This is a genomic window from Paractinoplanes durhamensis (genome assembly GCF_016862175.1).
In the GTDB taxonomy this organism is placed as follows: Bacteria; Actinomycetota; Actinomycetes; order Mycobacteriales; family Micromonosporaceae; genus Actinoplanes; species Actinoplanes durhamensis.
In genome coordinates, this window is the sequence record NZ_BOML01000034.1 from 29,612 (window position 1) to 51,460 (window position 21,849).

Consider the following 21,849-nt stretch of genomic DNA (forward strand, 5'->3'; position numbering starts at 1 on the left):
TCCTGGCCGCAATGTGATGGACTCTGAACCCATGGCGAACACGAGTGCCCGCATGCTGCGTCTGCTCTCCCTGTTGCAGACCCATCGCTACTGGCCCGGCGCCGAGTTGGCCGACCGCCTGGAGGTCAGCCCGCGCACCCTCCGCCGGGACGTGGACCGCCTGCGCGACCTCGGCTACCCGGTGGACGCCAACCGAGGCACGGCCGGCGGCTACCAGCTGCAGGCCGGCGCCGCGGTGCCGCCGCTGCTGCTGGACGACGACGAGGCGGTGGCCATCGCCGTCGGCCTGCGCACCTCGGCCGCGGGCGCGGTAGCCGGCTTCGAGGAGATCTCGGTCCGCGCCCTGGCCAAGGTGATCCAGCTGCTCCCACCCCGCCTGCGCCGCCGGGTGGACGCCCTGCAGGCGATGACCGCCCCCGGCGTCTTCGGCGGCGGCCCGACCCTGGACGCCGAGGTGCTGACCACGCTGGCCCTGGCCTGCCGAGGCGAGGAGCGCCTGCGCTTCGCCTACACCCCCAAGGAACGCGACGCCGCCGCCCGCCACGTGGAGCCCCACCGCCTGGTGTCGCTGGGCCGCCGCTGGTACCTGATCGCCTGGGACCTGGACCGAGCCGACTGGCGAAGCTTCCGCGTGGACCGACTGACCGAGCCGGCCCCCACCGGAGCCCGCTTCCGCCCACGCGAGATCCCCGGCGGCGACCCCGTGGCGTGGCTGCGCTCCCGCATGGCCGCCATCCCCACCCGCTACGACGTAGCGGTCCTCCTCCATTCCCCGCCCGCCGAAATCCGAGCGGTAGTAGGCCATTGGGGCACAGTCGAGCCCCTGTCCCCAACCGAAGCGGCCACCCACCCCCACGCCCCCAAGTCCGCCACGCCTCCCGACCGCGCGGCGCCTCCAGTGGGCGCGGCCTCCGCCGACCGCCCGGCGTCTCCGGACCGCACGGCGTCTCCCGATCGCGCGGCGTCTCCCGACCGCGCGGCGTCTCCGGACCGCGCGGCGTCTCCCGAGGGCGCGGCGGAGTCTCAGGTCTGTCGGTTGCGGATGAGCGTGGATGACCTCGCGTGGCCGGTGATGGTGCTCGGGGTGATGGGGGTGCCCTTCACCGTGGAGTCGCCGCCGGAGCTGCGAGATCGCGCTCGCGCGGCGGGCGAGGCCCTGCTGCGCGGCACTGCCTGACCGTCGTCTCCCGAACCCGCATCAGGCTTTGGACGGATCGGCGCCCCCGTGGCGCCGATCCGCATGAAGAAACTATCGAGCGCCTACGACATTTTCCGGCTGATCCTAAGCCGCTGCTTATATAAGAATCGGCGGATTTCCGAAGGCGGCGCGGACGGTGGCTGGCGGCGGCTCTCTATCGTTCAGGTATGCGGTTCGCTTGCCCGCCTGGAGGGCTCTGACCTGCGATGACGCTCGTCGATGACCTATATGATCCGAACGGCGACGTTCGGCTCACCTCCGCGTCCCGGGCCGGCGACAGCGAGGAGCCGGGTCTGATCGAGGCGCTCCTCGACGTGGCGCTGCACGACCACACCGAGATCCGCACCGGCTTCGGCCTGAACGACGACACACAGTGGATAGATGCGACCGCGGCTTACTCCCTTCGCTGCTTACTGGACCGTCAGTCCGCTATCGGCCGGCCCGCCGCCGGCCGGGGTGCTGCCAGATCGAGTGACGCCAGCCGGCCCGCTGCCGGCCATGGTGCCGCCGGCCAGGGTGCCGCCGGCCACGGTGCCGGTCAGGCGGATGCTGAGGCGGCGGGGGAGTCGATGGCGGATGGGTCGGAGTGGCGCGCGGCGGTGTGTCGCTGGTGCGGGATGCGCTGTTCGATCTCGCGCAGGATGACAAGCAGGCGGGTGAGTTGCTGCGTGTTCTCGGTCCGCGCTTTGCGTGGCTGCGCGAGGAGTTGGCCGCCGACCCCGAGCCCAGGCTGCGACTTCGTGCACTTCGGTCGTTCCCGGAGCGCACCCCCGACGTGACCGCGCGTTTCCTCGGCGATCCGGCCCCGCTGGTGCGAGTAGCAGCGGTCGAGGAGGCCACCCACTCGATCGACCCCGCGATGATGCTTCCGTTGCTTGCTGACCCCGACCCGATGGTGCGCTACTGGGTTGCGAGCCGCTTCGTGCACGCCGAGGTCGACGCCGAGCCGTTCCTGGCCGCGATCCGCGCCGAGTCCGACGTTCTCGTATTGCGCGCGCTGTTGCGCGCTCTGGCCCGGCGACGCACGCAGCCGGGCGCCCTGCCGGTCGTGACCGGTTTCCTGGCGGCCGGCCCGCCACTGGCCGAAGAGGCCGCCATCCTTCTACGCAATGTGGACGATCCCGGCGTGGCCGCCGCGATCGCAACGGGAATCCTGGTGACCGAGGATCGCGCGGAGCTGTCCGGCTTCCTTCGGTACCGGCATCTGCTGCGGCACGCGCCGGAAGTCCGCGACCTGGTGGAGCACCTCCTCCTGGGATCAGCTCACCAGCAGGCCATGGTGCGGTTGGTGCTGTCCCGGCCGGACGGCGTCCCGGAACCGCCACCCACCGACCTGACCGGCGAGCAGCGCACCCGCCTGCTCCGCGAGGTGGTCAGCTGGGCAGCAGCGTCCCTGTCCCGCACCGAGCCTGCCGCCGCTGCGCTACAAACCTGGCTGGATGCCGCCGCCGAAGCCGCCGCCGCCGAAGCCGCCGCCGCCGAAGCCGCCGCCGCCGAAGCCGCCGCCGCCGAAGCCGCCGCCGATGAGGCGGACGCCGCTGCAGCCGCCGCCGATGAGGCGGACGCTGCTGCAAACGCTGCTGGCGCCGACGCTGCAAACGCTGCTGGCGCCGACGCTGCAAACGCTGCTGGCGCCGACGCTGCAAACGCTGCTGGCGCCGAAGCCGCCGGCGGCGGCAATGGCGATGCCGGTGCGGCTGGACCGTCGGGTGACAGCCTGCAGTCGGCGGCGATCGCCTGCCTGCGTGCGGCCGTCCGCGGAGACATCGAGGGAGCCATGACCGCGGGGATCCGGGCAGCGGCCGAGGCCGCACGCCAGGACCCCGATCTCGGCGAGATCATCGAGCCGGACCTGCGGTCGGCCGCCAGGGAAGCCGTCGCCGGCCATGCGGCCGAACTGGCTCGCCTCGCACATCACTACACGGCCGCCCAGATCCGGCACGGCCTCGAGCCGCTTCCGGCCGGGCGCATCCGCCATCTTCGGCCGGCCGGCGAGGATCCACGCGTACCCGAGCTGGTTGTTCGTCTGGCGGAAGGTCTCGCGTTCCTGGCGCCGGGCCGACCGACCGCGACGGAACCGGATGCCCGCCCGCAGCATGCGGCGACTCGCACAGCGTGCCCGTCCTGTGGTCTTCGGCATCGGGTGGCCGGGGCGTTGACCTGGCAATACCGGGACGACGACCGCTATGCGGAATCGGAGGACGGCCTCGCCGGCACCCTCACCGGCGACTGTCCGGCCTGCGCCACCCCGGCCGCCGCAGAGGTACGCGTCTCGCTCATCCGCAGCCGCGGGGACGGCAGCGCCGAGCTCACCTGGGATCGCCGCGACGGAGCGGGCCGAGCAGCAGCGCCGGGTCCAAACTGGACGGCAGATCGCTGACCTGGCCGTCGCCGACCTCGACCACCCGCCACACCCCGTCGGCGCGCAGGGCCAGATCCGTCGTCACGAAGCCGGGGATCCGCGGAACGCCGCCCAGGTCCGGCGCCGGCGTCACGGCGGGGGTGTCGGGGTGCGGTCCGATCAGGATCGGCGTGCGGTCGAGCCACCACACGCGGGCCTCGCCGGGCTCCAGCTTCTCGAAGCGGCGGATCACGATGCCGCCGGCCAGCGATTCGGCCTGGCGTTCGACGAAGGTCGCCACCACGGCGGCCAAGCCGGCGGTGTCCGACAGATCAGGCAGGTAACAGGCATCGTCCCACTCGTGTTTGCGGGACTTGACGAAGTCCTTCACGATGCCGGCGCCGGAGCCGAGCGGGGCGACCAGGGCGGCCAGGTCGGCGTCGAGGTCGGTGGTCCACACGCTCGGCGGGGTCACCGCGGCGAACGTCGGGTACCAGCCGGGAAGCTCGTGCGCCTGGCGATAGGCCGCCGGCTGGGTGCGCAACCGCACGCCACGGGCGGTCAGCGCGGCGGCCAGCTCCTCGTACTCCGGGGCCGGGATCATCCAGCCGCGGTACCACGCCGGACCCAGGTCGGCGGGCACCCGGCGTACGGCCGCCTCGATATCGCTGCGCAGCAGCGCGTCGTGGTCGATCAGCGCGACCGGCGCGCCCAGCTCTCGGGCCGCCGCGGCCTGCGGTGCGAAATGGTCGTCGACCCGCCGCCCGCGCAGTGGGTCGGCCGGGAACAGAAATGCGGTCACCCGATCACCCTAGGGCGCGCAGAATGGCCGGGTGAACCCGCCGAGCACCGTCGACGACCTGATCTCCCGGCCCGGGCCGGTCAAATATCTGCTGTTCTGGGGGCATCGGCCGCAGCGGGACGGCAGCGTCGGTGCGGGGTGCCTGAGCCAGTGGTGGCCGGTCGAGTTCACCGTGGACGGTGTGGTTTTCCGCAGCGCCGAGCACTACATGATGTGGCGCAAGGCGATGCTGTTCGGCGACGAGGAGATGGCCGCGCGGATCGTGGCGGCGGGGCATCCGCGCGACGCGAAGATGCTCGGGCGTGGGGTGGCCGGCTTCGACGACCGGGTCTGGGTCGAGCAGCGCTTCGCGATCGTGGTCGAGGCGAGCCGGGCCAAGTTCGGTCAGCACGACGACCTGCGGGCCTGGCTGCTCGGCACCGGTGACCGGGTGCTGGTGGAGGCCAGCCCGACCGACCGGGTGTGGGGGATCGGCCTGGCCGCGGCCGACCCGCGGGCCACCGAACCGACCCGGTGGGAAGGGCTCAACCTTCTGGGCTTTGCCCTGATGCGGGCCCGCGCCGACCTGGCAGAGTGGGCGTCATGATTGCCGTCGGAGCCATCGTGCTGCCGCAGAACCCGCCGGAATCCCTTCGCGCCATCGCCCGGGCCGCCGACTCGGCCGGCCTCGACGAGCTGTGGCTCTGGGAGGACTGCTTCCTCAGCGGCGGGGTCGCGGCGGCCGCGGCCGCGCTGGCCTGGACCGAAAATCTCAAGGTCGGCATCGGCATCATGCCGGTGCCGTTCCGCAACGTGGCGCTGTGCGCCATGGAGGTGGCCGCGCTGAGCCGGCTCTCCGGCGGCCGTGCCCTGCCGGGCATCGGGCACGGCGTGCAGGAATGGATGGGCCAGGTGGGTGCCCGCGCGGCGTCGCCACTGACGCTCCTCCGGGAGTACGCGGTGGCACTGCGTTCCCTGCTCAGCGGGGAGTCGGTGACGACCCACGGGCGGTATGTGAAGCTCGACGACGTGAAGCTGGACTGGCCGCCGGACGAGGTTCCGCCGATCTACATCGGCGCGACCGGGCCGAAGACCCTGGCCCTGGCCGGCGAAGTGGGCGACGGGACGGTCCTGACCGGCGGCACGTCCTCGGCCGGGGTGTCGGCGGCACTCAAGCACATCGCCGGGCCGGCCTCGCACGAGATGGTGGTGTTCATCCCGGCCGCGTTCGGGCCGGACGGCGGCGAGCGGCTGCTCGACCAGCAGAAGCGGTATGGCATCGACGTCCCCGGCGTGTCCGGCACGCCCGAGGAGATGGCAGCCGGCCTGCGCGAGTTCATCGACGGCGGGGCCACCCGGCTGATCCTGCAGCCGACCGCGGACGATCCCGACCCGGTGGCGTTCGTGGCGCGGGTGGCCGAGGAGATCCGGCCGCTGATCAACTGACCGAGCGATGCCCGTCACGTGTCGCATACTCGCGCCCGGCCGGTTCGATAGCCTCGGATCGGGCGGCCGCGGTGATCATGCCGCGGCAGACAGGGGGACGTGGTGACGCGGTATGTGGCGATCGGGGACAGTTTTACCGAAGGCCTCGGGGATCCACTTCCGGACGGCACCCAGCGGGGCTGGGCCGATCTCGTCGCCGCCGGCTTGGCGGCCGGCCAGAACGAGACGATCGAGTACGCGAACCTCGCCATCCGCGGGCGCCTGCTGCAGTCGATCGTCGACGACCAGCTGACGGCGGCCCTGGCGTTGACGCCGGCGCCCACCATGCTGTCGCTCAACGGCGGCGGCAACGACATGATGCGTCCCGGCGGCGACATGCCCCGGCTGGTCAAGCTGACCGAGCAGGCGCTGGCCCGGTGCGCCGACGCCGGTGTGCACGTGGTGCTGCTCAGCGGCGCCGACCCGTCGGCCCGGCTCCCGTTCGGCAGCATGATGCGCCGTCGCGGCGAGGAGCTGACCACCGAGGTCGCGAAGTTCGCCGACCGGGACGGCATCACGTTCGTCGACGTCTTCCACGACGTGGAGATCCGCCGCGCCGGATATTGGTCGGCGGACCGCCTGCATCTGAACACGAACGGCCACCGCCGGGTCGCCGGCCTGGTGCTGGCGGCGCTCGGCCACACGACCGAGGCGCACGTCATCGACGCGGGGCCGGACGAGCGGCGCGGGGTGCTGACCGAGGCCGGCTACTACCGCGAGCACGTCCTGCCCTGGCTGAACCGCCGGGTCCGGGGCCAGTCCTCCGGCGACAACCGCACCGGCAAATACCTCGACTGGACCCCGATCAAGATCCCGGCCTGACAGGGCCGGACCGCGGGCCAGGCCGGTCAGACAAAAGGCCGGTCAGGCCGGTCAGACCGGTCAGACCGGTCAGACAAAAGGCCGGTCAGGCCGGTCAGGCCGGTCAGACCGGTCAGACCGGTCAGACAAAGGCTGGTCAGGCCGGTGGCAGGGCGCGCAGCCGCACGTGGTCGTCGTGCCAGACCTCGCCGACCCGGAACCGCTTAACGCCGATCACGTCGAAGCCGTGCTTCGTGTAGAACTTCGCGGCCCGCTCGTTGCGCTGGTTGACCCCGAGCCAGGAGAACTCCACCCCGGTGCCGGCCGCCGCCGCGAGCGTCGCCGTCATCAGCGCCGCCGCGGCCCCGGACCCGTGCCGCTCCGGCGCCAGGTAGAACTTGCTCAGCTCGATGCTCGGCTTGTCCCCGATCGAGCCCGCGACCGCCGCCGCCACGTCGGCGTCACCGATCGGCCCGCCGATCAGCATCGAGTAGCCCACCGCGACCCCCTCATCCGCCACGATCAGGATGATCCGCGAAGGATCGCCCAGATAGTCGCGGAAACTCTCCCGGGACAGGTTCGTCGCGATGAACGCGTCGATGTCGCTCTGCAGCGTGCCAGGCGGGCAGGCCAGCCCGAACGTGCGCGCGGCGAGGTCATGCAGCAGGTCGGTATCGGAAAGCTCGGCCCGACGGGTCGTGATCGACATGGAAAGACAGTTTAAGGTTTCTCTGGTGCGCGCAACCTTGAGACGGCTCGGCGACGTCATCCCCCTCCCGGTCTCGGTGCGGCCCGACCCGGCCGCGAACTTCCACCTGTCTCCCACGGTCTCGGTGAGCGCTGCCCCGGAGGCCGCCGACATCGCCGAACAGCTGGCCCAGCTGCTGCGGCGAGCCACCGGCCACCCCGTGCCGGTGACCCGGGACGGCGGCTCGATCAGGATTCTGCTCGAGGGGTACGACAAAAATGAGGCGTACCGGATCGACATCACCGCCGAGAGCGTGACGCTCCGCGCCGGAACCGGAAGCGGCCTCTTCGCCGCCGTCCAGACCCTGCGCCAACTCCTGCCCGCGGAAGCCGCGGAAGCCGCGGAAATAGAGGTAGTCCCCGGCGGCACCATCGAAGATGAGCCGAGATTCGCCTATCGCGGCGCGATGCTCGACCTGGCCCGCCACTTCTTCACCCCGGCCGAGATCCGCTCCTACATCGACACGATCGCCCAGTTCAAGATCAACCACCTGCACCTGCACCTCACCGACGACCAGGGCTGGCGCCTGGAGATCCCCGGCTGGCCCCGGCTGACGGAGATCGGCGGCGCCGAGGGCACCGGCGTCGACGGCGCCGGCGGCGGCTTCCTCACCCGGCCGGAGTACGCCGACCTGGTCGCCTACGCCGAACGCCGGTTCGTCACGATCGTCCCCGAGATCGACCTGCCCGGTCACGTCAACGCCGCCCAGGTCGCCTACCCCGAGCTGACCTGCGACGGCGAGCCGGTCGGCCCGCGCACCGACGCCGAGGTCGGCTACAGCTCGCTGTGTGCGAACCGCGAGGAGACGTACGCGTTCGTCGAGGACGTGATCCGCGAAGTGGCCGCCCTGACCCCCGGCCCGTTCCTGCACATCGGCGGCGACGAGGCGTTCTCCACCCCGCCCGAGGACTACCGCACCTTCTTGACCCGGGTGCTGCCGATGGTCGGCAAGTACGGCAAGCGGGTGGTCGGCTGGCACGAGATGGCCGCGGTCGACCTGCCGCCGACCGCGGTCCCGCAGTACTGGCGGGTCGAGCCGGCCGACGACGGTGTCGCCCGGGCCGCCCGCACCGGCCACCAGGTGATCATGTCGCCGGCCGACCGCAGCTACCTGGACATGAAGTACGACAAGGACAGCCCGCTCGGCCTCGACTGGGCCGGCGTGGTCGGGGTGGAGCGGTCCTACGACTGGGACCCGGCCGTCCGGCTGCCCGGCGTGGGCGAGGAGTCGCTGCTCGGCGTGGAGGCCCCGCTCTGGTCGGAGACCCTGCGCTCGGTGGCCGACATCGAGTTCATGGCGCTGCCCCGGCTGCTGGCGATCGCGGAGATCGGCTGGACCCCGCGAGCGGCCCGCGACTGGTCGTCGTTCCGGGCCCGGCTGGCCGGCTTCGGCCCACGCTGGACCGCCGAGGGCGTCAACTTCCACCGTTCCCCGGAGATCGACTGGGAAGGTTAGGCGACCACGATCCGTGGCCCGTCGGTGACCCGGGCCGGGATCCGCCCCAGGGAGATCGACAGGTCCTGCGGCGGCAGGTAGTGCTCGAGCCGGGCCAGCCGCTGCGCGATCGTGCCGAGCAGCGCGACGGTGATCTGCTCGCCCGGGCAGCGATGCCCGGCGCGCGGGTCGCCGCCACCCTGCGGGATCAGCTCGAACTCGCCGACCGGCCGGTCGAGGAACCGCTCCGGCCGGAACTCGTAGGGCTCCGGCCAGACCCGCGGATCGTGGTGCTGACCGTAGACATCGAGCAGCACCAGAGTGCCCGGCCGGATGTCGGTCCGCTGGAAGTGCAGGTCACGGGCGGCCCGCCCGCCGATGAACGGCACGAACGGGTAGAACCGCCGCACCTCGTGGACGAACGCGAGGGCATACCGATCATCGCTCGCCAGCCGGGCCCGGACCCGCGGCCACCGCTCCATCGCATGCGCCGCGAAGGAGACCAGGTAGGTGACGGCGGTAGCGGGCCGGACGATGTTGATGAGCTCGACGGCCGCGGTCCGAGCGTCCAGGAGATAACCGTCGGCGGTGTGGTGCGCGATCGCCGACAACGCGGTCGGACCAGGCTCTTCACGGCGTACATCCGCAATAAGCCGAGCCCACCGACGCTCCCGCCGCCGTCGCGCCAGCCGGGCCCGCGCCTGGCGCGGCCCCGCGGCCGCAAACCCATCAACCATCGCCACCATGTCCCGGGCCAGGGCGTTCCGGTCACGCTCATTTTGAGGTACGCCCACCCAGCGGCCCACCGCCACCGCAATGACCCGGGCGACCTCGTCGAACAGTGAAAAAGATGGTCCACCGCGCCACTCGTCGGCCGCTTCGTCGAACGCCCCGCCCACCTGCTTGGCCAGGGTTTCCACGCCGTCGCCGGCGAGCAGCGCGACGAACAGGGCCTTGCGCAGCTCGTGCGCCCGCCCGTCGAGGGTGTGCACCGCGCCCCGGCCGAACAGGGTGTCGAGCCCCGGGATCGCGTCGTGCCGTTCGATGTTGCCGTCCGCGTAGAAGAACCGGGCCGCGGCCGGCCCGCCGATCGCCACCGCCGGCCGGCCGAGCACCCGCATCGGCGTCGGCTGCCCGTGGGTGCGCCGCCGCAGATCCGGCAACCAGGCGTAGCCCTTGATCGGAATGGCGAGGGTCTGGTCGAGGCCCACCGTGGCCATCCGTATCCCCTTCCATGACTGCCTGGAATCGGCGCGCAAGATTTCCTTAATTCTTCCCGCCACCGGACTCCGCGTCTGGCGTTTGTGTCGGTGGGCCGTTTTAGGCTGTGCCCCGTCCTGTTGGGTAGAGACGACGGAGGTCGGGGTGCGCGACGGCAACCGGGCGACGGTCACCGCAGCCATGTTCGCCGGGTTTTTGCTGGTGGCGTGGCTCCAGGTGATGGCGGCGCTGCTCATCGTGTTGCTGGTGCTGAAGGTCCTGCCCGGCGCCGCCGCGGTGCGGATCGCGCTCCCGCTCGTGATCGCTACTGCGGGTTTGTTGTGGTATGCGACGGTTCGTGCCCTCCGGCTGCGCCGCCCGAGCCTGGCCGGCGTGGCCGTCACCCGAAAGGACGCGCCCGCGTTGTGGGCGATGATCGACGACGCGGCCACCGCTGCCGGGGTCAAGGCGCCCGACGCGGTGACGGTGGTGGCCGGCGCCGCGGTCACCCTGGTCGAGCACGTCCGGCTGACCGGCCTGCTCGGCGGCCGCCGCGAGCTGTTCATCGGCATGCCGGTCCTGCTGGCCTGGGACGAGTCGTGGCTGCGGGCCGCGGTCGCGCACGAGCTGGCGCACGGGTCGCCCAAGCTGGGCCGGTTCGCCGCGATGGCCTACCGCGGCCGGGGTGCCCTGGGCCGCATCGTGCCGCGCATCCCGCGGCGCAGCCCGGCCGGCCCGGCGCTGCGCGCCTACGCCCGCTGGTTCCACCGGGTCGACGCACCGTTCGCCCGCGAGCAGGAGCTCCTCGCCGACCGGATCGCGGCCGAGTTCGCCGGTGGCCGGGCCGCGGCCGGGGTGCTGCGCGACGGCCCGGCTCTCGAGGGCCTGCAGCAGCTCTTCCACGCGGAATACCTGAGCCCCGGCTGGCAGTCCGGCTTCGTGCCGGACGACGTGTTCGGCGGTTTCCTGCGGGTGCTGGCGGCCCGCGCCGACGACCTGGCCATGCTGCGCGCGGTCGAGCCGGAGGCGCCGGGGGAGTGGGACCCGCATCCGCCGCTGCCCGAGCGGCTGGCCGCGCTGTCCGCGCTGACCATCGAGGGTCCCGACCGGGCCGAGCCGGCCGCGGCCGGCGATCTGCTGCCCGAGCTGCCCAGCCTGGGCAAGGCGCTGCAGCTGGTGGCGTTCCCGCCGGCCGGGCGCACGGTCACCGGGTGGGACGAGTTCTTCGGCGCCGCCCGGCTGGCCGAGATGGAGCGCGAGGCCGATGCGTCGCTGCGGGCCGTCTCCCGGGTGGCCGGCAGCCCGGTGACCGGCGCGTCCGACGTGCTCGACCTCGCCACCGACGGCCGCCTCCGCAAGATCGCCGAGACGGTCTTCGACGACCTGCCGGCCGAGGAGACGACCGCCCGGATCGCCGAGCTGATCGCCCTGCTGCTGGCGCTGGCCGCGCTGCACGGCGGGGTGGCCCGCTGGCGGCACAGCTGGATGGGCACGGCCGAGGTGGTCGCGGCCGACGGCTCGCACCTCGACCTGACCGGCGCCGCCGAGCTGGTCACCGACCCGGCCACGGTCGCCGAGGCCCGGGAGCGGATCGCCGCGATGGGCATCGACCCGGCGGCCGCCGCGGCGGCCGGCACCCGGCCGCCGGCCCGGGTTCCGGTGATCGGTGGGGTGGTCAATGTGCTGGTCGACGGCGTGCGCAGCGACCTGCTGATCGTCGAGACCGGCCTGGTGCTGGTGCCCGGCCTGCCGCGCTCGCGCAACGGCGAGGCGAAACGGCGGCTCAGCCGGCTGGCCGCCGACGGCGTGCTGTCCGACGGCAGCCCGGCCGGCCGCGAGGCGCCCGCCGAGGGCGTCAGCCGGTTCGTGCCGTTCACCGATCTGGCCGGTGCGTCGGCGAACCGCAACGGCCGCCGTTCCTGGGCGATGAACCTGCACGACGGCGGCACGATCAATGTCCGGACGGCCCTCGACTCCGACGAGCTGCCGGGCGGTTGGACGGCGCTCGACGACGCTGTGGCGTTCCTCACCAGCACCCGCTGATCACGAGCCAAGCCGCCCGTTGATCACGAGCCAAGCCGCCCGTTGATCACGAGCCAAGCCGTCCGTTGATCAAGAGTCGGCCCGCGTCGGTCAAGAGCATCCTGGCGCGTTCCAGACTGCGCCGAAACCGGCACTGCCCAGCCTGAACTTCCGCACCTGCGGTTCCGTGACCCAAGTCAGGCGTCTCATCCGCGACGAATGAGCAACCAGGCGATCACCTTCAGTCACAATAGCCTCAGCGGTTGTTCGCTTGCCGTTTCCGGAAATGGGTAGTGATGTGCCGGGATGTGGCCGGATGATCGTCTTGACACGGGGGAGGTCACTGATGGATCGGGGACCCGCGGCGCTCTTCGGGGCGATCGTCGCGGTGGGATTGGGTCCGGCGATGTGGTTGGGGGTGCGGCTCAGCACGGTCGAGGTCGCGCCGTCGAAGCCACCGGCAGTCGTCGGCGAGCACACTTCCGGTCCGGACCGCCTGGTCGGCGGGACGGGCGCGGGCGACAGCCCACTCGGGGACGAGCCCGAGGTGCAGGGCACACCGCGCGGCAAAATATTGCCGCTGACCAGGTCGGCGTCGCCGACGCCGTCCGTCACGAGCACCTCGCCGTCGCCCGCCGCGACCTCCGCGTCGCCGAGCAGCGCGCCGGCCACCGATCCGCAGTCGACGCCACCCACCGAGTCCACGACCACCCCGGCCACGCCGCCGACCGAGAGCACCACCCGGCCCACCGCGGCGCCCGACCCGCCGCCCGTCGGCAGCAGCGGCCCGGCCGGTCCGGGCGCGGGGCTGACCCAGAGCGGCGAAAGCGGCGGGATCGCCGCCGGTTCGGCACTGGGCTGACCTGGGGTTTCCGCAAACGGCAGCAGGACGACAGCGAGACGGCAGTGCGAATCCGCACTGCCGTCTCGCTGTGCGACCCATAAACGAAGCCGGGCACGAAGCCGGGCACGAAGCCGGGCACGAAGCCGGGCACGAAGAAGGGGAGCCGAGGCTCCCCTTCCGTGGTGCGTTGCGCCGGTCAGAGGCTGGTCAACCGGTTGAGCAGGTCGCGGTAGCCGCGCAGCCGGACGCGCTGCTGCTCAGTGTCGTCGGAGTCGCCGCCCAGCGAGTCCTTCTGCGAGTTGAGCGCGGCGGTCAGCCTGTCGACGGCCTCGCCGACCAGCACCGCGGCGTCGTCGGCGGCTTCCTTCGGGCTGTCCACGAAGCGCAGCTGGATCTCCCGGAACCGCTCGGCGAACGAGTCGCCGTCGGCGAAGAGCCGATCCACGGTGGGCTCGGGCACGCTGCCGGGGGTCGCGGCGGCGGCCGCGACGGGTACGGCGGCCACGACCGGGGTCGCCTCGGCCTCGTCCTCGCTCACGTCCGAGTCCGACTCCACCGGGGTGACGAGGGCCGGCACCGGCTCGGTGTCGACGGCCACGGGAGCGCCGTTGACCTCGTCCGTCCGCTCGTCCTCGACGACCGACTCCTCGGCAACCGGCTCGGCAAGAGGAAGGTCAACTTCGTCGTCATCCTTGTCGGACTCCGACTCGTCGGTGTGCGCCTCGACCGAGTCCGGCACGCCGTCGCCGTCCCGGTCGTCGTCGGAATCCAAGTCGTCGGAATCCAGGTCGTCGGAATCCAAGTGGTCGGAATTCCGGTCGGCGGAGTCCTCGAGGGTCTCGCCGGTGGTCGGCTCGACCGCCTCCGGGCTGTCGAACGTCCCCTCGTTCTTGAGCGCCTCGTCCTTGTCGGTGTCGTCCTCGGCGCGCAGGGTGTCGTCCTCGGTGCGCAGAGTGTCGTCCTCGGGGCGGACGGCGTCGTCAATCGATTCGTCCGAGGTGGTCACCGAGCCGTCCGGGCCGTACGTCGTGGTGACCGACTCGTCCGAGCGCTCGTCGGTGTACTCGTCCGTGCCGTCCCGGCGCTCCCGGTCGGCGAGCTCGCCGTCCGGGTTGTCGCCGTTCTCGGCGTTCTCGGCGTTGTCGGAGCGGTAGTCCGGGGCCGGGTCGCCGGGAGTGTCGTTCCACGGCGAACCGGCCCGCTGCTGGGGCACGGCGTGCTCGGACGTGGCGACGTCCGAACGGTCGTAACCGGGCTCGTTCTCTTTGGCCTCGTTGGAGAAGAACTTCATGGCAGGTGACTCCCTCAGCGGCTCGTGTCGGTGGCGGCGTCGGTGTCGGCGGCCGTACGGGGAGCGGGCGCCGGCGCTTCATCGGGAACGGATTCAGTAGTAGCAGGAGTCGACACCGGGTGGGTACCGAGCAGATCGCCGAACAGCGCCCGGTAGTGAACAAGGGCGAGGCGGAGGTCCTCGGTGCTGGCCGAGCCGTCCTTGCTCCGCTCACTGATCTCGTGGGCGTCGCGGTAGTGCTGGAGCGTGTTGGCGTGCTCGACGGACAGGTCGGCGAGCCGCTCGTCGTACTCGCCGGTCGGGTAGCCCCGCTCGGCGATCAGCCGGGTGACCAATTCGTCGGCGGTGCCGACGGCCTCGGTCGGGTCGTCCACGAACTGGATCTGCACCTCTTCCCACGCGGCCCGGTACTTGGCCTGCGACTCGGGGGTGAGCTCGGTGAGTTCCAGTTCGGCGTGCCGCTTCTCGCGCTCGCGCAGTTCCTTCTCGGCCTCGTTACGGTTGCCGGTGTCGGCCACCACGCGGTCGTACTCCGGCCCGAAGGTGCTCTGCAGCTTCTTTCGTCTACCGGTCTGCACGCCGTACACGATCGCGGCGATGACCACCAGGACGACGATGATCAGGACGATGGTGAGTATGGGGGACATCGGCCTCCTCCTTCTTCACTGCCGATATGCCCACTCACTGCCGGTCGTCAATCCCCTTTCCTCCGGTCCGGGGAGTCTTGTTGCGGGTCTGTCACATGCACGACTGTGCGAGCGGGCTCTCCAGGATGCCAATCTCCCAGGACAATTAGGACAGTTAACTCATATTTCAGTTCCTGGATGGTGGCTCCGGGTGAAGGTTTTACGTATTCTCCGGAAGGCGCACGCGGCCGGTGACGTCCGGTAGCTTTCCGGTCGCGTTGCCGGAACCTGCCAACCCTCGGGCGGAGCCTGATGAGAACCCGCAACTGGTCGATCCGTTCGAAGATCATCACCATGGTCACCGTGCCGTTGGTGGCGCTGCTCGCACTGTGGATTTTCGCGACCGCGCAAACCACCGGCCCGGCGCTCAGCCTGCTGTCCGCGCGCAACCTGGCCGACACGATCGGCAACCCGGGTGAGGTCATCGTCGGCGAGCTGCAGCGGGAGCGCCGCCTCACGGTGCAGTTCCTCGCCGACTCGAGCGCCTCGGTCGGTCAACTCACCCAGCAGCGGGCCGCCACCGACCGGGCGATCAGCGACTTCCGGTCGGCCACCCGCGGCGGGGACGCCTGGAGCAACGAGAGCGGCACCCTGCGCCGCCGGATCGAGCAGTTCTTCACCGAGATCGGCGCCCTGCCCGCGCAGCGCTCGCACGTCGACACCCGCACGCTCGACCCGATCGGCGCGCAGAACCTCTACAACGGCATGATCCAGGCCGGCTTCGACATGTTCGCGGCCACCGCGACCTTCCCGGACGACGAGATCGACCGGCAGATCCGCGCGCTGTCCACGGTCAGCCGCGGCCAGGAATACCTCAGCCGGGTCGACTCGCTGCTGGCCGGCGCCACCGTCAGCGGCCACTTCACCGACCCGCTGCGGGCGGCGATGATGCAGGACGTCGGCACCGCCCGGTTCCTGCTCGCCCAGGGTGTCGAGGACATGCCCGACGCGAGCCGTGCGCAATTCCAGAAGCTCAGCGCCGGCGACGCCTTCGTCCAGCTCAACCGCATGATGGACAGGCTGATCCTGCAGAGCCGCTCGGGCGAGCTCAGCCCGGTCGGCGCGGACAGCTGGCACCCGGCCTTCGAGAAGTCCGCCGAGCAGCTGCGCGACTTCGAGAACGACGCGATCGACGCGCTCGCCGACCGCGGTTCGTCGCTCGCCCTGACGATCATCCTGCGCCTGCTCGCGGCCGCCCTGCTCGGCCTGCTCGCCTTCGCCGTCTCGGTCACCGTCTCGGTGCGGGTGGGCCGGTCGATGGTCGGCCGGCTGCGGCGGCTGCGCGGCGAGGCGCTGGAGATGGCCACCGAGCGACTGCCCAACGTGGTGCGCCGTCTCCAGCGCGGCGAGAACGTCGACGTCGACGTCGAGACACCCCCGCTGGAGTACGGCCGGGACGAGATCGGCCAGCTCGGCCACGCTTTCAACGACGTGCAGCGTACGGCCGTGCAGTCGGCGGTCGAGGAGGCGAACGTCCGGCGCGGCCTCAACGAGGTGTTCCTCAACATCGCCCGGCGCAGCCAGACCCTGCTGCACCGCCAGCTCGCCCTGCTCGACCGGATGGAGCGCCGCGAGACGGAGCCGGAGGAGCTCGAGGATCTGTACCGCGTGGACCACCTCGCCACCCGGATGCGGCGGCACGCGGAGGACCTGGTCATCCTGGCCGGCGCCGCGCCCGGCCGGGGCTGGCGCAACCCGGTCCCGGTGATCGACGTGGTCCGCGGCGCGATCAGTGAGGTCGAGGACTACAAGCGGATCGACATCCGCGCGGTCGAGTCCTCGGCGGTGCTGGGCCGCGCGGTCGGCGACGTCATCCACCTGCTCGCCGAGCTTCTGGAAAATGCCACCTCCTTCTCCCCGCCGCACACCCGGGTGCAGGTCTCCGGCCAGGTGCTGCCGAACGGGTACGCGATCGAGATCGAGGACCGCGGCCTCGGCATGACCCACGACGCGATCGACGAGGCCAATCGCCGCCTGGTCGAGCCGCCCGACTTCGACCCGGCCGACAGCGCCCGGCTCGGCCTGTTCGTGGTGGCCCAGCTGGCCAACCGGCACGGCATCCGGGTGTCGCTGCGGCCGTCCGGCTACGGCGGGGTCACCGCGATCGTGCTGGTCCCCGGCGAGCTGGTGGTCACCTCCCCCGGCCCGGCCGAGCTGCCGTCCGGCCCGGACCGCCCGCTGGTCGGCTCCGGCCACCAGGACCCGTCCCGGCGCTCGCTGGCCGCGTTGCAGTGGCAGGGCGCCGAGCAGTTGCTGGAGCTCACCGCCGGCGGCAAGCCGATCACCATCAACGGCATCACCCGGGCACTCCAGGAGGCCGAGCCAAAGCCGCGCGCCATCCCGGCTCAACGGGAGCCGGTCGCCGAGGAGCTGCCGGACACCGCGCCGAGCGGACCGACGCCGTCGTCGGTCGCGGACGGACTGAGCGCTGATGGCCTGGTGCAGCGCCGGCGGATGCGCCGATCATCCGGCCGGCCGGCAACCGCCCCGGTGGAGAAAGGGCCGGCCGAGACCACCCAGGCCCTGCCGCCCGGGCCGGTCCGGAAGTCGAAGACCGCCGCGGTGACCCCGACGTCGTCGGCGCCGCTGTTCCCCGGCACCCACCCGCCGGCGCCCTCACCGGTGGCGCCCATCTCGGCGGCCCCGATGTTCGTGGCCCCGACGTCGGCACCGCCGTCGGACGCGGCGGCGGAGGCGGCCGGCGACGACGGCTTGCCCAAACGGGTCCGGCAGGCCAACCTGGTGCCGCAGCTGCGCCGCCCGGCCTCGGCCGAGTCGGACGAGCCGACCATGCCGATCCGCTCGCCGGAGCAGATCCGCAGCATCATGAGTGCGTTGCAGCACGGCACGACCCGCGGGCGCATCGATGCGTCCAAATACGTCGAGTCTGAAGATCGCCCGAAGCCGATAAATCCGGGCAACGGGGGATCTCCCGGAGGCGCGTCCTTCGAGGATGCGGCTACCGTCAGTTTCCCGGCGATCGTGAACGTCGCGATCGCCGACGGGGAGGCACCCGCATCGCCCGACGCGGTTGGCGACCGCGCGGGCAATGCCGAGCAAGACCCTGTGACCAGGCCGGAAAAGGACGCAAAGTGACGCAGACGACCAACCAGAGCGCGAACCTCGCCTGGCTCCTCGACGATCTCGTCGAACGGGTGCCGACCGCGCAGCAGGCGGTGGTGCTGTCCGCCGACGGGTTGATGATGGGCGCCTCCGCCGGCTTGAAGCGTGAGGACGCGGAGCACATGTCGGCGATGGCGGCCGGCTTCCAGAGTTTGGCCAAGGGCGCGAGCCGGCACTTCCGGGCCGGGCCGGTGCGGCAGACGGTGGTCGAGATGGAGTCGGCCTTCCTCTTCGTCACCGCGGCCGGCCAGGGCGCGTGCCTGGCCGTGGTGGCCTCCAGCGACGCCGACCTCGGCCTGATCGCCTACGAGATGGCGATGCTGGTCACCCGGGTCGGCCAGAGTTTGCGGGCGCCGGAACGCTCGGCGGTGGCACCCTCCGATGCCGGCTGACCCGCCGCGCATCGCGCACGACTGGCTCGACCACGACGCCGGACCGGTGGTTCGTCCCTATGCGGTGACGCAGGGACGGGTGGCACCGACCGGCGGCGCGATCGACATGATGGCCTTCGTCGTGGCGACCACGACGGAGAGTCGTCCAGGTGCCCGGCTGCAGCCGGAGCACCACGCCATCGTGGCCGCGGCCTGGGAGCCGATCCCGGTCGTCGAACTGGCTTCCACGCTCGACCTGTCGGTCGGCGTGGTCAGGGTCTTGCTGGGTGATCTACGCTCGGCAGGGCTCATCTCGATGTACGAACCCCCGGCGGCGTCCCGGCCGCACGATGTCGACGTACTCAAGGCGGTTGTCAATGGACTCCGTGCGCTCTGACCGCAACGGCGCATCGTCGCGCATTCCGGTCGCGCTCAAGATCCTGATTGCTGGTGGCTTCGGCGCCGGCAAGACCACCATGGTCGGATCGGTCAGCGAGATCCGCCCGCTGCAGACCGAGGAGATCCTCACCGGTGTCGAGGGGGCCGACCGTGTCGACGGCGTGGAGAGCAAGACCACCACGACCGTGACGATGGACTTCGGCCGCATCACGATCACCGAGGATCTGCAGCTCTACCTGTTCGGCACGCCCGGGCAGGATCGCTTCTGGTTCCTCTGGGACGAGTTGTCGCAGGGTGCGCTGGGCGCGGTGGTGCTGGCCGACACTCGGCGGCTGGCCGACTGCTTCCCGTCGATCGACTACTTCGAGCAGCGCGGCACGCCGTTCGTGGTGGCGGTCAACTGCTTCGAGGCCGAGCAGCGCTTCGCCTCGGACGCGGTGGGCCGGGCCCTCGACCTCGACCCCGGCGTCCCGGTGGTGCTGTTCGACGCGCGGGAGCCGCTGGGCGCCCGCAACGTCCTGATCGAGCTGGTTGAGTATGTTGCGCGGCGCCAACTCGCGTCGGCCGGGTCCCGCTGATCAGCGGGGCACCGGCCAGGGCGCCGCGACCGGTGCCGGTCCGGGCGGCAGGCAGATCAACCGGGAGCTGAGCCGGCGAACCGTGCGCTGGTCGGCCAGCCCTCGGGCGACGAGGTCCTCGGGGCGGTAGAACGCGCCCCGGGCCTGCCGGTCCCGCTCGATCGCCAGGCACACCTCGGCCGGCAGCCGGGCCACCCGGGCCAGCTCGGGCCCGCTGACGTGGTTGAGGTCGATCAGGCCGCCGTCGTCGATCAGGCGCATGTGCAGGTCGGGCCGGCCGATGCCGACCTCCCGGGCCCGGTCGGGGGCGAACGCGGCGAACTGCCGGGCCTGGTCCCGCCGGTAGTAGCCGTCCGCCTTGCTGGCCACGATCACGCTGTGCACGGCGGTGATCACCATGAGGCTGACGAAGTAGAGCATCTCGATGTTGTCGCCGGTGCTCATCTCGTCGCTGTCGATGGTGGCCATCGTCCCGAACGGGTCGATGAAGGTGAACACGAAGAATCCGATCACGACCAGCGCGAGGTAGGTGCCGGCCGCGACGACGTGCCAGGGGTTGCGGCGCCGGATCCCGGCGTAGGTGAGGTAGATCCAGCCGGCCACGCCGCACGTGAAGAACGGTGCGATCAGCGCGAAGACGATCTCCAACGCGGTGTGGAAGGCCCGCCGGGGCGGGAGGTAGCGCGGCGGTTCGGGCACGTACATCGGCATCGGCATCGGATCCGGCGGTGGCGGTATCACCGGCGCGGGCCGGGGCGCGGGAATCGCCGGGGCCGGCGAGGCCGGGCCGTCGTTGCGCAGGATGGTGAGGTGGGCGGCCCGCATCCGCTCGCCCGGCTCGGCACCGACCTCGTCGAGGAAGAACTCCCGCGCGTCCCGATAGGCCGCGAGCGCCTCCGCCTGCCGCCCGGCCTGGTGCAGCGCCAGCATCTGCTGGGCGCGCAGCCCTTCGCGCAGCGGGAACTCCTCGATCAGCCGGGCCAGCTCGCCGATGAGCGCGGCCGACCGCCCTTGGGCCAGTTCCACCTCGGCCCAGCGTTCCCAGGCGGTGGCCCGCGTGTCGGCCAGCCGGGTGCGGGCCGAGTCGAAGACCGGCCCGGTCAGCCCGGCCAGCGCCTCGCCCCGCCACAGCGCCAGCCCGCCGCGCAGGGTCGCGGAGGCGGCGGCGGGCTGCCCGGCGGCCTGCTCGGCCTCGGCCCGGGTGATGGTGGCCTGGAAGTCGTCGGCGTCCACCCGGCCCTCGGCCCGCAGCAGGTAGCCGCTGCCGGTGAGGGCGAGCAACTCGCCCGGGGTGCGCGGGGCCCGATCGGGGTCGAGCACGCGGCGCAGCCCGGCCACGTATTTCTGGACGACGTTCGCACCGTTCTCCGGCGGGTCGTCGCCCCAGACCGCGTCGACGATCTGGTGGGTCGGCACCGGACGGCCCGCCTGCAGCAGCAGCACGGCGAGGACGGCCTGCTGTTTGGCCGGGCCCAGCGGGAGCGAGACGTTGTCGCGCAACACCCGCACCTCGCCGAGGATCTCGAACCGAAGTGGCGCGCCCACGCGGCCGTCATTCACCGCAGCCCCCTGACCTGCACTGACCTGTCTGCCGCAGCGTAACCGCAGCGGGCAGCAGCATAACGGCAGAGGTTCTGGTCCCGCGCTCCTCCAGTCTGTGATCCGTCGGCTGCGACACCTCATCACCCCGAGAAAGACGACCATGAATACTCTGCGCTCGAACCGCTTCGCCGCCCTTGCCACGATCACTGTTGCTTCCTCGCTCGCGCTGACCGGCTGCGGCGCAAGCGCGGCGGACACCGGCACCACCACCCCCGCCGGTGCCGCGACGAGTGCCCCCGCGGAACCGCGCGAGGTCCTCCTGAACGCCATCCCGGACGAGAAGACCCCCGCCTACGCGTTCAAGGTGGCCGGCGGCACGGTCCCGCTGACCGGCGTCTCCGACCTGCCGAACAAGGCGGTCGACGTCACCCTTCTCCAGCACGAGGAGGAGGTCGGCTTCACCATGCGGATGGACCTCCGGTTCGTCGCGGGCAAGGCCTGGGTCAAGTTCAAGTTCACCCCGGCCAACCTGGCCGGCCTGCCGAAGCTGCCGAACAAGTGGATGCTCGTCGACGAGTCGAAGCTCAGCGACAAGACGTTCATGGAGACGGCCGAGGAGAGCGACCCGGGCGACACCCAGCTTCTGGTGGAGAGCGCGGCCGGTCTCAAGGAGACCAGCCCCGGCCACTACAGCGGGACCACCGACCTGACCAAGGACACCGAGGAGAGCATCCTCGACGCGGCCACCCTCAAGGCCCTCGGCGAGAAGGCGAAGACCGTGCCGTTCGCGGCGGTCGTCGACAGCGCCGGCCACCTCACCAGCGCGGTCGTCAAGATCCCGGCGGCCGGCAAGACCAAGGCGCAGACCTACACGGTCACCTACAGCGGCTTCGGCAAGACCGCGAGCCCGATTGCGCCGGCCGCCGGCGACCAGCAGAAGGCTCCCGCGGCGGCCTACGAGTTGCTGAACGGCTGACCTGACCCGGGGGAGATGGCGGTCGCGC

General features: G+C 71.8%; 19 protein-coding genes. 13 read left to right on the forward strand and 6 right to left on the reverse strand.

The features are described 5' to 3' along the window. Positions 1 to 31 precede the first annotated feature (31 nt). Positions 32 to 1,177, forward strand: coding sequence for a helix-turn-helix transcriptional regulator (locus tag Adu01nite_RS20710; RefSeq protein WP_239132578.1), 1,146 nt, complete (start codon positions 32 to 34; stop codon positions 1,175 to 1,177). A 607-nt stretch (positions 1,178 to 1,784) separates the two neighbouring features. Beyond that, the gene (locus Adu01nite_RS20715) at positions 1,785 to 3,578 is read left to right on the forward strand and encodes a hypothetical protein (protein WP_203728561.1); all 1,794 of its coding nucleotides are present in this window, start codon (positions 1,785 to 1,787) and stop codon (positions 3,576 to 3,578) included. On the opposite strand, the gene Adu01nite_RS20720 is transcribed toward Adu01nite_RS20715, so the two are convergent. Next, positions 3,508 to 4,341: an ATP-grasp domain-containing protein gene (locus tag Adu01nite_RS20720; protein ID WP_203728562.1), complete on the reverse strand. Its 834-nt coding sequence runs from the start codon at positions 4,339 to 4,341 to the stop codon at positions 3,508 to 3,510. The genes Adu01nite_RS20715 and Adu01nite_RS20720 overlap by 71 nt on opposite strands. A gap of 31 nt (positions 4,342 to 4,372) precedes the next feature. On the opposite strand from Adu01nite_RS20720, the gene ybiA reads away from it, so the two are divergent. The 3 genes from ybiA to Adu01nite_RS20735 all read left to right on the forward strand — a co-directional run bounded on the left by ybiA (position 4,373) and on the right by Adu01nite_RS20735 (position 6,627). Then, entirely contained in the window at positions 4,373 to 4,927 is a 555-nt protein-coding gene (gene ybiA, locus Adu01nite_RS20725; protein WP_203728563.1) for a riboflavin biosynthesis intermediates N-glycosidase, read from the forward strand. After that, positions 4,924 to 5,766, forward strand: coding sequence for an LLM class flavin-dependent oxidoreductase (locus tag Adu01nite_RS20730; RefSeq protein ID WP_203728564.1), 843 nt, complete (start codon positions 4,924 to 4,926; stop codon positions 5,764 to 5,766). The genes ybiA and Adu01nite_RS20730 overlap by 4 nt, the downstream gene beginning before the upstream one ends. A 102-nt stretch (positions 5,767 to 5,868) precedes the next feature. After that, the gene (locus tag Adu01nite_RS20735; protein WP_203728565.1) at positions 5,869 to 6,627 is read left to right on the forward strand and encodes an SGNH/GDSL hydrolase family protein; all 759 of its coding nucleotides are present in this window, start codon (positions 5,869 to 5,871) and stop codon (positions 6,625 to 6,627) included. A 136-nt stretch (positions 6,628 to 6,763) separates the two neighbouring features. Here Adu01nite_RS20735 and Adu01nite_RS20740 read toward each other — a convergent pair whose 3' ends face one another. After that, complete coding sequence (locus tag Adu01nite_RS20740; protein ID WP_203728566.1) at positions 6,764 to 7,315, reverse strand: GNAT family N-acetyltransferase; 552 nt, start codon at positions 7,313 to 7,315, stop codon at positions 6,764 to 6,766. A gap of 25 nt (positions 7,316 to 7,340) precedes the next feature. Between Adu01nite_RS20740 and Adu01nite_RS20745 the strand changes: the two genes are divergently transcribed. Then, positions 7,341 to 8,810, forward strand: coding sequence for a beta-N-acetylhexosaminidase (locus Adu01nite_RS20745; RefSeq protein ID WP_203728567.1), 1,470 nt, complete (start codon positions 7,341 to 7,343; stop codon positions 8,808 to 8,810). Here Adu01nite_RS20745 and Adu01nite_RS20750 read toward each other — a convergent pair. After that, a complete protein-coding gene (locus Adu01nite_RS20750) occupies positions 8,807 to 10,009 on the reverse strand; it encodes a cytochrome P450 (RefSeq protein ID WP_203728568.1) in 1,203 nt (400 codons plus the stop codon). The two genes, Adu01nite_RS20745 and Adu01nite_RS20750, sit on opposite strands and share 4 nt — an antisense overlap. A 145-nt stretch (positions 10,010 to 10,154) precedes the next feature. Between Adu01nite_RS20750 and Adu01nite_RS20755 the strand changes: the two genes are divergently transcribed. Both Adu01nite_RS20755 and Adu01nite_RS20760 read left to right on the forward strand, forming a co-directional pair. Next, positions 10,155 to 12,032, forward strand: a complete 1,878-nt coding sequence (locus tag Adu01nite_RS20755; RefSeq protein ID WP_239132579.1) for a M48 family metallopeptidase — start codon at positions 10,155 to 10,157, stop codon at positions 12,030 to 12,032. Between the two features lie 325 nt (positions 12,033 to 12,357). Then, positions 12,358 to 12,873 (forward strand): hypothetical protein, encoded by a 516-nt coding sequence (locus Adu01nite_RS20760; protein ID WP_203728569.1) that lies wholly within the window; start codon positions 12,358 to 12,360, stop codon positions 12,871 to 12,873. Positions 12,874 to 13,051: 178 nt separating this feature from the next. On the opposite strand, the gene Adu01nite_RS20765 is transcribed toward Adu01nite_RS20760, so the two are convergent. Together Adu01nite_RS20765 and Adu01nite_RS20770 are read right to left on the reverse strand one after the other, a co-directional pair. After that, entirely contained in the window at positions 13,052 to 14,146 is a 1,095-nt protein-coding gene (locus Adu01nite_RS20765) for a hypothetical protein (protein WP_203728570.1), read from the reverse strand. A gap of 14 nt (positions 14,147 to 14,160) precedes the next feature. Then, positions 14,161 to 14,793, reverse strand: a complete 633-nt coding sequence (locus tag Adu01nite_RS20770; protein WP_203728571.1) for a hypothetical protein — start codon at positions 14,791 to 14,793, stop codon at positions 14,161 to 14,163. 291 nt (positions 14,794 to 15,084) lie between these two features. On the opposite strand from Adu01nite_RS20770, the gene Adu01nite_RS20775 reads away from it, so the two are divergent. Genes Adu01nite_RS20775 through Adu01nite_RS20790 form a run of 4 tightly spaced genes read left to right on the forward strand, consistent with a single transcriptional unit; the run spans position 15,085 to position 19,303 of the window. After that, the gene (locus Adu01nite_RS20775; protein WP_203728572.1) at positions 15,085 to 17,928 is read left to right on the forward strand and encodes a sensor histidine kinase; all 2,844 of its coding nucleotides are present in this window, start codon (positions 15,085 to 15,087) and stop codon (positions 17,926 to 17,928) included. Continuing rightward, positions 17,925 to 18,347 (forward strand): roadblock/LC7 domain-containing protein, encoded by a 423-nt coding sequence (locus tag Adu01nite_RS20780; RefSeq protein ID WP_203728573.1) that lies wholly within the window; start codon positions 17,925 to 17,927, stop codon positions 18,345 to 18,347. The genes Adu01nite_RS20775 and Adu01nite_RS20780 overlap by 4 nt, the downstream gene beginning before the upstream one ends. After that, a complete protein-coding gene (locus Adu01nite_RS20785; RefSeq protein WP_203728574.1) occupies positions 18,337 to 18,723 on the forward strand; it encodes a DUF742 domain-containing protein in 387 nt (128 codons plus the stop codon). Before Adu01nite_RS20780 ends, Adu01nite_RS20785 begins: the two co-directional genes overlap by 11 nt. After that, positions 18,704 to 19,303, forward strand: coding sequence for a GTP-binding protein (locus tag Adu01nite_RS20790; RefSeq protein WP_203728575.1), 600 nt, complete (start codon positions 18,704 to 18,706; stop codon positions 19,301 to 19,303). The genes Adu01nite_RS20785 and Adu01nite_RS20790 overlap by 20 nt, the downstream gene beginning before the upstream one ends. On the opposite strand, the gene Adu01nite_RS20795 is transcribed toward Adu01nite_RS20790, so the two are convergent. Further along, positions 19,304 to 20,848: an AfsR/SARP family transcriptional regulator gene (locus Adu01nite_RS20795; RefSeq protein ID WP_203728576.1), complete on the reverse strand. Its 1,545-nt coding sequence runs from the start codon at positions 20,846 to 20,848 to the stop codon at positions 19,304 to 19,306. Positions 20,849 to 21,005: 157 nt separating this feature from the next. On the opposite strand from Adu01nite_RS20795, the gene Adu01nite_RS20800 reads away from it, so the two are divergent. Next, on the forward strand, positions 21,006 to 21,821 hold the full coding sequence (locus Adu01nite_RS20800) for a hypothetical protein (protein ID WP_203728577.1): 816 nt from the start codon (positions 21,006 to 21,008) through the stop codon (positions 21,819 to 21,821). The last annotated feature ends 28 nt before the right edge of the window (positions 21,822 to 21,849 follow it).